The following is a 12,742-nucleotide window of genomic DNA, read 5'->3' on the forward strand; positions in this document are numbered from 1 at the left end:
TGTTGGATACTGTCACAACTATATATTATAATATATGGGAATAATGTACAAAGGTCTTTCTAGTGAACATTGCTATAAAGCTTAACATCATGTCTTCATTAACTTATTATGTACATATTATTTATGAGATCTTTTATACAGATTCCCACCCTGGTTCGACTGTACACGTGAGAATGTCGCTGTACTGCGAGACACGAAAAAAAGGATGGGAGAGGTCCCATCCGTACTTGAATTCAGACATCAAAGCTGGTTCACACCTGATTTTCGGAAACAAACGCTGGCTTTCATGCGTGAAGAAGGCTGGATACACAGCGTATGCGACGAGCCGCAGGCGGGACCGGGGTCGGTTCCCATTGTGCCGTTGGCTACAGACGGCAATCTGACAGTTGTACGTCTCCACGGACGGAACATATCGGGCTGGAATCAAAGCTCCGCGCCTAATTGGCGGGAGGTTCGTTATCTGTATCGGTACAATGAACAAGAATTGACCGAATGGAGAGACAGATTGCTGGAGCTGGAACAGCAAAGCCGTGAGGTGTGTGTTATTTTCAATAACAATTCAGGTGGAGACGCCGCTGCTAACGCCAAGCAGCTCATGACCATGCTTGGCATGGACCCTAAACCTTTTCCCCTTCGCAAGCCACCCGAAGAGGATAACGGACCGGAACAGCTTGAACTATTTTGAGGAACGGGCTGAGGGTAAGGAGTTGGAAATAGCCTCCTTGAGCTTGCGTGCATTATCCAGTAAATGCGGGTCGTCGGGCAAATAGCGTAAAGCGGTTTGGTTATGCTCATACGAAGCGTCCAGCTGACCTACATGGGCATAGCAATGGCTAAGCCGCACATGAGGTAACCAGGAGTAGCATGGTAGTGGAACAGGTCGCATACCCGAAAGGTGATGCTGTTGCTCCAATGCCTTTTCATACCAGTATGCGGCGGTGGTCCATTCGTTTCGTGTGAAAAACCAGTCACCGATCATGCAGCACAAGTCTGATTGCGGTACACCGTATCGAAAGGAGCGTAACAGACTATCCAGCTGTTGCTCCGGCTTCCCGAGGTGAAGATAGCATTCCGCCGACCGCGCACAAGCGGTAATCCGATCCTCACGGTAGCCGCTTGGCTCCTCCAACAGATGGCTGAACGCCTCTGCCGCCTCGGAATATTCTTTACGGTCAAAACATTCATTGGCGTGCAAATACAGCAGACGCCCCTCCAGCTTGCCGCTTTCGCTGATCCACCGGGCGAGAATACGTTGGTTACGGAGCGTGTGGTCTTGCATTCGGCGGTGAGTTACGGCCACATCCGAATGCACGATTTGCCCCTGAGGTATCACCAGATCCTCATGCAGACGCCCTTCCCAGCGGTATTGTCGCTCACGCTTCACGAGACGGATACGGCGTGAGGTGAACAACAGTTCACCCTGCTCCCCCTCTGCCAAATGAAGTGGCATTACCACTGCGTCGATATCCATAGACAAACGCCGCTTCAAGGCACGCAGGCGCTCACGGTCCGGCTCCAGCAGCACATCGTCCGCATCCAGCCACATGATGTAGGAACACGCCGCCTTGTCAAACGATTCATTACGGGCGGCTGCAAAATCATCCCTCCATTCAAACGTATATAGCCAATCCGTATAGCGGGCTGCTATCTTCTTCGTCTGATCCGTCGATCCTGTGTCCACAATGATGATTTCATCCATCAGGTCTGCGACCGAATCCAGACAGCGGGCCAGAGTCTGCTCCTCATTTTTTACGATCATACACAAGCTGATAGTCATTGGATGCTCAGTCATGACTTCACGTCATCCCCTTTACCTTTGGCTGAATCTGCCGTCGTTTTTCCGGTAGACTCGCCATCAGTATATGCACCTCTCCTTTCAGCCTGCGTCTTGTCTAGCTGTTCGACACGTGCATACCTGTGCAACGGCAAAAGTTGTTCCTCCATATGCCGGATTCGCTGTACCGCCTTATCGAGTGCAGCCTTTCGCTGATTCATTTTGCGAACATGCTGCTGCTCCACCAGTCGAAATTGCTCCTCGTCCAGTTTCATCCATTCATTCAGATGCTCTACCCCTGGTTTGGCCTCACGCAGTTCTTTCGACTTCTTGCGGCCGGCAAAGCACAAATATTTGTGATGCACCTCCAGCGCTTGTTCATCAAAATAAGGATACAACACACGGGAGAGGCTCCCGGCATAGTAAGTCCGCTTGTGATCATGAAACGGATGGTATCCATAAGGTACAGACAAGACGAGCGTTCCCTTTTTATTCAACAAGCGATAAGCATGAGCCAGCAGGGTGTCGGGATGCGCAAAATGTTCCAAAATCTCCCCTAAAATAATGGTGTCAAATCCACCGGGAGGACGCTCAAATTGTGAAATGTCCTTTAACTGAAAGTGAACTCTTCCCCGGACGGGTGCGGATTCCTGGCGAAGTTCTTTTTTTGCATAAGAAATGCTGCCCTCTTCCAAATCAATGGCTGTTACCTTAAATCCTTCCCGCCCAAGCAAAATGGACGTTATGCCCTGACTGCACCCAACATCCAGCACAGTATGGCCCTGTACATGGCGGCAAATCCAGTGAATTCTATTGCGGGTGGCTTCATGGGACTCTTCCGAATTGATTTGCCCGTAATAACGTTCATTTACCTGATCACGGTTAGCCAACAGCGGCGCCCCCTCCATCACCGGGATGCCCCAAGATGACGACATGTCCACCTGTACAATGTGCAGTCGCATTACGTGTATCGAATACCAGCAGGGCATGGTCGACCAGCTGTTGGTAATCCACCACAGAATGGTCTGTCGTGATGACTACGATATCTGCACTTTCCCATAACTGGGTATTTGCCGTTCGAGAGGAGATTGCTTCACCGTTCAGCTTAAAGCTCGATACATACGGGTCGGTGAAGCTCACCGAAGCTCCCAGTTTTATTAGATGTTCAAACAGGACAAGAGCTGGGGATTCCCGAACATCATCAATGTCCTTTTTGTAGGCCACACCTGCCAGAATAATTTTGGCTTTGTTTATGGCTTTACCTTTCTGAGCGAGCATGGCTTCAATTCGCTCCGCGATATACAGCGGCATACGCCGGTTCATGCGATCTGCCAAGTCCACGAATTCCAGTGGAAAACCATGCTGCTCGGATTTCCATGACAAGTATAGCGGATCAACCGGGATACAGTGCCCCCCGATCCCAGGTCCCGGATAAAAAGGCATATAACCGAATGGCTTGGTTGCCGCCGCATCCAGTACCTCCCATATATTGATGCCAATTTTCTCACAGGCGGCTGTCAGCTCATTAACCATTCCAATGTTGACGCTGCGGAATGTATTCTCGAACAGCTTGGCGGCTTCCGCCACGGTTGTCGAGCTGACTGGTACAATCTGGTCCAAAAAGGACCCATAAAAACCTACTCCCGCTGCCAGACAATCCGGTGTGCAGCCGCCGATCACCTTGGGTGTGTTGCGAATGTTAAAATGAACGCTGCCCGGATCAACACGCTCCGGTGAAAAGCACACATAAAAATCCTTACCTACTGTCCAGCCCCTGCGCTGCTCTATCACCGGCCGAATCAGTTCCTCGGTCGTTCCCGGATAGGTGGTGCTTTCCAGAATCAACAGTGTTTGTCTACGCAAATGAGGTATGGCCTGATCAATAGCCGTTTCAATATAGGACGTATCCGGCTGGTGTCCGTCCGTCAGTGGCGTAGGCACGCAGATGACAACGACATCCGCATGCTCCAGCACCTTGATATCCGTAACCGGATGCAATTGCTGCCCGATCAGACCTTCCAATGCATCATCGCCAATGTCTATGATGTACGACTTTCCTTGAAGGAGCTTGGCTACTTTGACGGGATCGGAATCCACACCATATACATCATAACCAGCCTTTGCCATTTCCACTGCCATGGGCAGCCCTACATAACCAAGGCCGATTACCGCAACCTTTACAGTTCCTTTAGTTATTTTTTCCATAAGCTGCAAAATACCCACCTCTTTCATCGTTACTCCATGCCTCTCAATAGCTCAGCAATTCCAGCGCGGTTCATCAACTCATCGTCCGAGCGATATTGATCGAAGCTCACTCGTTCCAATCCACCATATTGGCTCAGTAAGCGTTCGTCTGCTTGCTGGGGAAGAATAACAAAATAACGATCATCATAGCGATACGTGTGCGGCACCTCATAGGGCGAAATCAGCACCTCATGCAGCTTTTCTCCACCACGTATACCAATCTCCTTCACTTTCAACGCAGGCTGTCCCGCCTGTTCTTTCATCACTTCTGCCAGATCTGCAATATTGCAGCCCTTCATTTTCATCACAAGTGTCTCTCCCCCAATCGCCGTGACAGAAGCCTTCAGCAGCAAGCCAATCGCCTCTCCTAGCGTGAGGAAAAAGCGTGTCATATCTGGACTCGTCAGCGTTAAATCCTGCCCTTCCGCGATCTGGCGCTTGAACAGGGGCACGACACTTCCACTTGTTCCGAGCACGTTGCCGCCACGAATACACACAAAGCGAGTACGCTCACTTAAAGTGTTGGCGCGGATCATCAGTCTTTCACCTATCGCCTTCGTCATGCCATATACATTCACCGGGTCTACCGCCTTGTCTGTAGAGACATCAATTACCTTGGCGACTCCCTGTTCAATACTGGCCCGGATCACATTTTCCGTACCGTGTACGTTCGTCTTAAAAGCCTCTTCCGGCTGTCTCTCACACACGGGGACATGCTTTAATGCCGCCAAATGGAATACATAGTCCACTCCGCGACATGCCTCCTGCAATGCCTGAAGATCTCGAATATCTCCAATCATGAAATTCAGGCGCGGATCAGATTGAAATTGCCGCTGCATGGCAATCTGTGCAAATTCACCGCGTGAGAAAATACGAATTTCTGCCGGTCCCTCCTTCAGCAATTCAGCCGTTAGGCGTTGCCCCCAAGATCCTGTTCCTCCGGTCACCAGCAGTTTTTTTCCTTTGAACAATATAATCTCCTCCTGACCGTTACGAATTGGCAATGCCTGTTCCCAGAAATTCAGCCAGCACAGCATTCATTTCATTCTCTGACAGCCGATCCTTCTCTGGCACTTTTTTCACCGAAGTATTGGCGGCATGAATGACGTTCACATAGTTGCGAAGCGGAATGACCTCATGCGGCAGCTCCGTTACATATCCGTGCGTACCCTTCCCAGGAATGACGACACGGTAATCATTTAGATAATCCTCCACTTGATAGCGAAACACATAAAAAGAAGGCGAACGGTGAAACACCGGTGCCATCTGCCCCTCAACCGCATCCCACAGGTAACCCATCTGATTCACCAACGCAACCGTCTCCGGTTGAAACTTGTAATCATGCAACTGTTGTACAAATGACTGGTGATACAAATCGTCAGAATCAATTCGAGCAATGAGCAGTTCGTCCGCGTCTTCGATATACGCATTGATACGACGTTTACTTTCAATGCTCGTACCAAAACGAATGTGGTCGGGAATGGGCTCATGCTTGGCCAGTTCCTCTTCCACAATGTCACTGCATCCGCCCGCCAGCTTGACGACAGATAAGAAATCCGTATTTGTCTGACTGAGTAAACTACGCAGCGTAAAGGTTCTGAATATATCCAGTCGCTCGCTGATCCACTCACGTGTCAGGCGGTTGGGGTTCATCCCATAGTTATTAAAATTAATTTCAATTACAATCTTGCGATTCATTGATCTTCCTCCCTTTCAACCGTCTTCTCTCAAGTTATGAAGACGCTTTTGAAACGGCACGTACAGATGCAACGAATCTTGTAAAAATAGGTAGAATCCAAAAAGAATAGCCGTTCATACAAAAACCTTTTCGCTTTCGACATATGATAGAATACAAAGTTTTTTACTCCATCTGAAAAGTTGAACAAGCAGGGAACGACAGGGAGGTAACATGATATGACGAATCCAAGGTATCTGGAGATTGACGAGGTACTGAAACGATTGAAGCTGGCACTCGATCAGCACCAGTCCTTTTCGCTCATTCGTATTGGGGATGGTGAAAATTTGGTGTTGTCGCAGGACACCGTCTGGCCGATGGAAAAGGTATTACAGGAACGTTGGGCGGTCAAAGCCAATCTCGGTCAAAAGGGACTGTTTCTACCGAATACGGAACTACGGGACGCGGTGGCTGAGGCAGTGAGCAAAGCCAGCATTGCTGGCATTTTGCCATATGATGACGAATCTATTAAAGCACCATCCTATATGAAGCGGGAGCTGACCGATCAGGTTTTTGCTCACTATGCTCTTTCCCCCACGCTGACTTGCCATGCCTGCCTGAATCGGTATTTGGCTGAGACACCCGCTTTCTGGGACATGCTGAAAAATCGACGCATTCTGCTAGTCACCCGAGCGGCTGCTGAAGTAAAGCCTGTTCTTGAGGCCGATCCGTACAAGCTGCATATCGCGCACACGCTGGCATTTCATCAATATGAACAAATGCCCGAAACACTCCAATGGATCGCAGCACATAAAGATGACTTTGATATTGCGCTGTTCTCTTGTGGTGTCAATGCAGTCGTGTTAGCACAAAAAACAGCAGAGTTAACTGGCAAAATAGGTATAGACTTCGGCAAGGCGATTAATATCGTCATGTTTGGCAAAGCTAATTAATAGATAAAATAATATTTGTGAAAAAATCCACTTAGCAAGTAATCTTTGCTCCGTATATCAAAGAAGCACCAGCAAAATTCAATGGGCTGGTGCTTCTTTGATATCATATGTTGTTCTAAAGTCCGTGATCGAAAAGAATAATCCATATAAAGCCTTGGACCCTTGCTTGTTTAGAAATAGAATTTGAGATTCCCTGTCACTTCTTTTACAATATTACAGAAACTAGCATTCATTTATATATCATGAGGAGGGTGTTGAAATGTCACATAACAAGAGATTGAAGACATACCCACTTACAAAAGCAAAGCATGTAAAGGTTCATGGTCGAACTACGCACACACATACACCTCTTACTCTGTTTTGGACAGGCAGTGGCATTGAATTGAATATCAAAGGCTCAGAGCTGTGGATTGAAATTGAGGCCGATTACCAGGTGTATGAACCCTGGATCAGTATTGTCATCAATGGTGTTCCGATGAGTCGCCTGATGGTGACCGCAGGACGGCATTGGATCTGTGTTTTGAGAGGGTTGAACCCTGAAACGGTCAAAAATGTCCGTGTGGTCAAGGATGTCCAGCCTATGAGTTCGGACTCGCGCTGCTTGTTGCAAATCCATGCCCTGAAGGTGGACGGGGAATTGCTGCCAGTCACTGATAAGTCCCTCAAGGTGGAATTTATCGGTGACAGCATTACCTCGGGAGAAGGAACGATTGGAGCGAAGGAGGAGACAGACTGGGTTCCCATGCTGTTCACAGCACTACGCAATTATACAGCCATAACAGCCGAAGCACTGAATGCGGACTACCGAGTGTTATCACAAAGCGGATGGGGTGTCCTAACAAGCTGGGATAATAATCCGCATGCAAACATACCCGCATATTATGAGCAGGTATGTGGTGTGCTAACCGGTGAGAGAAATGAAGCATTAGGGGCATTTTCAGATCATGATTTTACCTCATGGCAGCCGGACGTGGTCGTAGTGAATTTGGGGACTAATGACGGAGGAGCCTTTTATTCTCCTGCATGGACGGACCCAGCAAACGGGAAAGTGTACAAGCAACGATTGAACGAGGACGGTACATTCAATGAAGAGGATTTACAAGATTTTGAAAGCGCTATCGAACGTTTTCTTGTCAAGCTTCGGACCTGCAATCCTGCTGCCCATATTGTGTGGGCCTATGGGATGCTGGGTATTCCGATGATGCCCTCAATCTACCGAGCGGTAGACGCATACAAAAAAAGAACGAGGGATCGGAATGTGTCGGTATTCCAACTCCCTAACACGACGGAAGAAACGATAGGATCTCGCAGCCATCCCGGGCTCTCCGCCCATGCCAAAGCAGCAGATGAATTGACAGTGTATTTGCGAGAGATTCTAAAGAGATAGAATCCGAGAAGCACAATCAACTCTGTAGAACACGCTCATAAAGGAAATTACGACAACTAGGTCATTTGTGCTCTAGGTGTTGTTGAGAATTATAGCCACGAGTCTGCAGCAGATGTCTGTCTATGCTCGTGGCTAGATAGCTTGGGCGCAGCGGCCTATCTTAGGAGAACCACGAACAGGCAGCGAGCATTTCCTAAAGAAATATTCACCTGATATATTTACAAAAACGGAGTCGAAGCGATGCCCGTGAACACCTCTGGACCATTACGAACAGTGGTCGATACACCAGAAATATAAGAAGAATATACGGTTTGTATTGCCCAGGGAGCGGACAGATCCTGTGCATTAAAAGCTTGCGTTTCATTAGATCCAGTCACGCCCAGTACCCCCTCGGCGCGGTAGACTACCTCGCTCGGATTATAGTCGGCTCCACGCACGATTTCAACCGCATACGTATCACCAAGCTCACCGATCAGACCAATGGAACCACTAAAAGTTACAATCGGACCCGGTACAAGAAAGGTTCGCAGGGTGATCAAACCGAACCGCTCCGGTATAGGACCCAGCTGTATATCGGGACCCTCACCTGTTTTTGATGAATTGGTGGAGCTTCTCATATCCAGAAAAAAACCCATACCCTATCCCTCCAAATTGCAAGATACTCCATGCTATGCAAGAAATTCTTTAGCGTATTGGACAAATTAGTAATAAATCTATCAATTCAGCTCAAAATAACCGATAGTAATTACATATGGTATAAATATCAGAAATGAATATGTAGATAGAAAGCAGGGGTTTGATGAAACAACTGAAACGACTGAAAACATTAACACTACGCAAGAAATTGACAGCAGCATTTCTACTGGTCATGCTTGTTCCTAGTATTATTGTGGGCTCTTTCTCCTATCAGGCAGCGTACAACCAGACAGATCGCCAATTACTGGACAGTGCAACGTCTAGCGTTACCGCATCTGATCGTGCTGTTACTCAAACGATTCAGGCCAAAATTGCTGATCTCGAATATTACTCTACAACGATGACGGTTAGTGATAACAGTGCTGAAGCAGATGATGCCATTCTGAAAAAATTACAAGTATATTTAAAAATGCATGCAGAAGCTGTTGATATGTTTGTCGGAACCCCCGAAGGTAAACTCATTATTGGTAAAGCCGTAGGCTCCACAAACGATCCTCGTGAGCGTCCGTGGTACAAACAGGCCATGGAGAAACCCGGACAAACCGTAATCAGCCCTGTTGGACTCAATACGGCTAAGGTCCCCGTTGTGTATATTTCACGCACACTTCCCGACAACAGCGGCGTTCTTGGTCTTTCCCTGAACCTGAATAATTTAAAAGAAATCACCAAGTTAAAAATAGGACAAAATGGTTTTATTATGATATTGGATGGTACCAAACGTATCGTAACCCACCCGACAGAAGTCAGCGGAAGTACCAAAATGGGGGAAACGATACCCCAACTGTTTGCATCCGAGGAAGGTAGCTTTAGTTACGATTTTAATGGCGTAGACAAACACCTGATTTTCAAAACTAATGCGCTGACGGGCTGGAAAATTGCCGGAACGATGGACAAAGCAGAAACCAGTGCCTCCGCCCAGCCGATTCTTATCACGACGATCATCGTGTTGGTGATTGCAGCCATCATCATTGGTGTACTCGCAATGTGGCTAATCAGCAGTATACTTAAGCCCATCCAAAGATTACGTAATTCTATGGATGCCATCAGCCAAGGTAATCTTTCGATTAACGTAGCTACGACCAGCACAGATGAAATTGGTGAATTATCAAGATATTTTCAACAAATGGTAGATAACCTGCGTAACATGATTAAAGAAATTCAAGCGATGACAGGCAATTTGTCGGCATCCTCGCAGGAGCTTGCAGCAGGTGCAGAACAAACGACCCGGGCTATCGAGCATGTGACCATAGCCATTCAAGATGTGGCCGCAGGCAGCGAACGCCAAGTGGGCAGCGCTAAAGCTAATCAGACACGGGTTAGCGACATGGCAACAGACATCACCGCGATGACTGAAACTATGGCTGAAATGACCACTTACTCCACACAGGCCATTCAGGCGTCGGATGCAGGCAGTGAGCATATCGGCAACAGCGTCGTCTCCATTGACGGCATTCGTACTACCGTGGAAGAACTGGATACGATTATCGGTGCTTTGAGTGACCGATCTGGACGAATCGGAACGATCGTCACTGTCATTACGGAAATTGCCAGCCAGACTAATCTGCTCGCATTGAATGCTTCCATTGAGGCAGCACGTGCAGGAGAGCATGGCAAAGGTTTTGCTGTCGTGGCGACAGAGGTCCGCAAGCTGGCTGAAAACTCAGCTCATTCCGCACAACAAATTCGTGAACAAATTCAAGGGATACAGAACGGTGTGTCTGAAGCTCTGGTTGCTATGGAATCAGCGAAGGAACGCGTAAATGATGGTATCAATTCCATTGACCTATCCGGTCGCTCCTTCTCTCGTATCCGTAGAGCAGTAGCCAAATCAGCGAAGCAGCTTGATAACGTCGCAGCTTCTACCGCTGGCGTCGCAGATGGAACGAGTACAGTCGTCAGCAGCATGGAGGAAATTACACGCATCGCTGAAGAAGCGGCATCCCATACAGAGACCGTGTCCGCAGCCGCAGAGGAGCAACTCGCCTCCATGGAAGAGATCGGTTCGTCTGCCGCAGATTTGACCCGTCTGGCAGAGCAGCTTCAAGATTTACTGACACAATTCCAATTGGATGAAACAAAATAACCGTTCCAACCGATAAATACAGAGAAAGAGTCTTCACAATGAAGGAGGGTTGGAACATGGATATCGCAGCATTATCAACAGGTATGAGTCAGGCCAGCTTAGCTCAAGCCGTAAGTGTGAAAGTATTAAGTATGGCTAAAGATCAGGCCGGTGAACAAGGACAGGCTTTAGTGCAGATGATGGAAAAAAGCGTACAGCCTCATCTCGGGGGTCAACTGGACATTCGCACATAAGTGCATCCATATGCTTGGTTAGGGGCGATTCTGCTCAGGTCTGAACAGACCCGGGTAGAATCGTTTTTTTATCTCCCTATTTTTCGTTCAGCACAAAACGTAGTAAACTAGACATATCGTCCACAACCTCGGTTCGGAGGATAGCGCAACATTCACACGATTTACATTGAAAAAGGAGGATACATAGTTTATGAGTTATTCCGAATATTTTGAAAAAGCCAGAGAGCAACAACTAGGCGAGTTACAGGAGTGGTTGTCCATTCCGAGTATCTCAGCATTATCGGAGCACAAAAAGGACATTAACCAAGCAGCTGATTGGCTGGCTGCCAAACTGACTGCTGCCGGTCTGGAAAACGTTGAAATCATTCCAACCAAAGGGCACCCGCTGGTATATGCCGATCATTTGCACGCACCTGGTAAACCAACGATCCTCGTGTATGGACACTATGATGTACAACCCGTAGACCCGCTTCACCTGTGGGAAACGCCGCCGTTTGAGCCATCCATCCGTGATGGAAAATTGTATGCGCGCGGAGCGACAGATGATAAAGGACAGGTTTTCTTGCACATTAAGGCAGTTGAGGCCATTTTGAAGCAGGAAGGCAAATTGCCGCTGAACATCAAATTCTGCATTGAAGGCGAGGAAGAAGTGTCCAGTCCGAACTTGCTTGAGTTTTTGCAAACTGGAGCTGAACGTCTGGCTGCCGATGCTGTACTGGTGTCCGACACTTCCTTGATCGAAAAAGGGAAGCCTGCCATTTGCACAGGTTTGCGTGGACTATGTTCACTGGAAGTCGCCATTCACACGGCGAACACAGATCTACATTCCGGCTCTTTCGGTGGCGGCGTGCCGAATGCCCTGCATGCTCTGGTGTCCTTGCTGGCAACCCTGCATGACGACAAAGGCCGCGTTAGCGTCGAAGGATTCTACGACGATGTCGCTCCATTATCGGCAGAGATGAGAGAAGAATTCGTGAAGCAAGGCTTCAATGAGAGCAAGCTGAAACAAGATCTTGCACTTGATTCCCTCTATGGCGAAGAAGGATTCAGCTTCGTTGAGCGTGTTGGGGCGCGTCCGACACTGGAGCTGAACGGCGTATACGGTGGCTTCCAAGGGGAAGGCACGAAAACGGTCATTCCGAAAGAAGCTCATGCTAAAATCACGTGCCGCTTGGTGGCTAACCAGAATCCGCAAGACATTCTGGACAAAATCGAGCGCCATTTACGCGCTCATGTTCAGGCAGGAGCTACTCTGGATATTGAGCAAGGTGAAAAAGCAAACGCCTTTAACATCGACCCGACACACGCGTTTCTGCAAGCGGCAGCCGATGCTTTTGAGAAAGTATACGGTGTGCGTGCCCTCTTTACCAAGGATGGAGGCTCCATCCCAATCGTGGAAACCTTCTCCCGTGTGCTGACTGCCCCAGTCGTGCTGATGGGCTTCGGCTTGCCAGATGAGAACCTGCATGCGCCTAACGAGCATTTTAACTTGGATAATTTTGATAAGGGTCTGCTGACGATTGTAGAGTTTTTGAAATCGGTGTAAGCACATGACAACTTCTTATGGCTAAGTTACAATAGAGAGGGCGAAAGCCCTTTCTATTTTTTTTGAGGAGCGCTACATAATATGATTATTCAGTTTATTCGTTTGCGGTAATGTGAGGTACAGTTCATGAAAACTCAACCATTTTTCCGAA

The 12,742-nt window shown here is 48.1% G+C and carries 11 protein-coding genes and 1 pseudogene; 6 read left to right on the forward strand and 6 right to left on the reverse strand.

All coding sequences use genetic code 11. The annotated features are described in order from the left end of the window. Positions 1-130: 130 nt before the first annotated feature. Positions 131-685 (forward strand): annotated as a pseudogene (locus AOU00_RS06985) (DUF72 domain-containing protein); the annotation flags it as partial. On the opposite strand, the gene AOU00_RS06990 reads toward AOU00_RS06985, so the two are convergent. Genes AOU00_RS06990 through AOU00_RS07010 form a run of 5 tightly spaced genes read right to left on the reverse strand, consistent with a single transcriptional unit; the run spans position 677 to position 5,716 of the window. After that, a complete protein-coding gene (locus AOU00_RS06990) occupies positions 677-1,792 on the reverse strand; it encodes a tetratricopeptide repeat-containing glycosyltransferase family 2 protein (protein WP_069290258.1) in 1,116 nt (371 codons plus the stop codon). The pseudogene AOU00_RS06985 and the gene AOU00_RS06990 sit on opposite strands and share 9 nt — an antisense overlap. Beyond that, on the reverse strand, positions 1,789-2,664 hold the full coding sequence (locus tag AOU00_RS06995; protein ID WP_069290259.1) for a class I SAM-dependent methyltransferase: 876 nt from the start codon (positions 2,662-2,664) through the stop codon (positions 1,789-1,791). The genes AOU00_RS06990 and AOU00_RS06995 overlap by 4 nt, the downstream gene beginning before the upstream one ends. Continuing rightward, positions 2,657-4,006, reverse strand: a complete 1,350-nt coding sequence (locus tag AOU00_RS07000) for a nucleotide sugar dehydrogenase (protein ID WP_069290260.1) — start codon at positions 4,004-4,006, stop codon at positions 2,657-2,659. The genes AOU00_RS06995 and AOU00_RS07000 overlap by 8 nt, the downstream gene beginning before the upstream one ends. 2 nt (positions 4,007-4,008) lie before the next feature. After that, positions 4,009-4,989 (reverse strand): polysaccharide biosynthesis protein, encoded by a 981-nt coding sequence (locus AOU00_RS07005; protein WP_039272612.1) that lies wholly within the window; start codon positions 4,987-4,989, stop codon positions 4,009-4,011. Between the two features lie 19 nt (positions 4,990-5,008). Next, positions 5,009-5,716 carry a glycosyltransferase family A protein gene (locus AOU00_RS07010; protein ID WP_069290261.1) on the reverse strand — a complete coding sequence of 236 codons (708 nt, stop codon included), beginning with the start codon at positions 5,714-5,716 and terminating at the stop codon, positions 5,009-5,011. 216 nt (positions 5,717-5,932) lie between these two features. Between AOU00_RS07010 and AOU00_RS07015 the strand changes: the two genes are divergently transcribed. Together AOU00_RS07015 and AOU00_RS07020 are read left to right on the forward strand one after the other, a co-directional pair. After that, positions 5,933-6,646, forward strand: a complete 714-nt coding sequence (locus tag AOU00_RS07015) for a GT-D fold domain-containing glycosyltransferase (protein WP_069290262.1) — start codon at positions 5,933-5,935, stop codon at positions 6,644-6,646. A 259-nt stretch (positions 6,647-6,905) separates the two neighbouring features. After that, positions 6,906-8,033: an SGNH/GDSL hydrolase family protein gene (locus tag AOU00_RS07020; protein ID WP_039272615.1), complete on the forward strand. Its 1,128-nt coding sequence runs from the start codon at positions 6,906-6,908 to the stop codon at positions 8,031-8,033. Between the two features lie 218 nt (positions 8,034-8,251). Here AOU00_RS07020 and AOU00_RS07025 read toward each other — a convergent pair whose 3' ends face one another. Next, positions 8,252-8,668 carry a hypothetical protein gene (locus AOU00_RS07025; protein WP_039272616.1) on the reverse strand — a complete coding sequence of 139 codons (417 nt, stop codon included), beginning with the start codon at positions 8,666-8,668 and terminating at the stop codon, positions 8,252-8,254. A 164-nt stretch (positions 8,669-8,832) separates the two neighbouring features. Between AOU00_RS07025 and AOU00_RS07030 the strand changes: the two genes are divergently transcribed. The 3 genes from AOU00_RS07030 (at position 8,833) to AOU00_RS07040 (ending at position 12,591) form a co-directional block, all read left to right on the forward strand. After that, positions 8,833-10,812: a methyl-accepting chemotaxis protein gene (locus AOU00_RS07030; RefSeq protein ID WP_069290263.1), complete on the forward strand. Its 1,980-nt coding sequence runs from the start codon at positions 8,833-8,835 to the stop codon at positions 10,810-10,812. Positions 10,813-10,868: 56 nt separating this feature from the next. Beyond that, a complete protein-coding gene (locus AOU00_RS07035; RefSeq protein ID WP_069290264.1) occupies positions 10,869-11,045 on the forward strand; it encodes a YjfB family protein in 177 nt (58 codons plus the stop codon). A gap of 190 nt (positions 11,046-11,235) precedes the next feature. Further along, positions 11,236-12,591 (forward strand): dipeptidase, encoded by a 1,356-nt coding sequence (locus AOU00_RS07040; RefSeq protein ID WP_069290265.1) that lies wholly within the window; start codon positions 11,236-11,238, stop codon positions 12,589-12,591. The last annotated feature ends 151 nt before the right edge of the window (positions 12,592-12,742 follow it).

Source organism: Paenibacillus polymyxa (assembly GCF_001719045.1).
GTDB classification, from domain to species: Bacteria; Bacillota; Bacilli; order Paenibacillales; family Paenibacillaceae; genus Paenibacillus; species Paenibacillus polymyxa_B.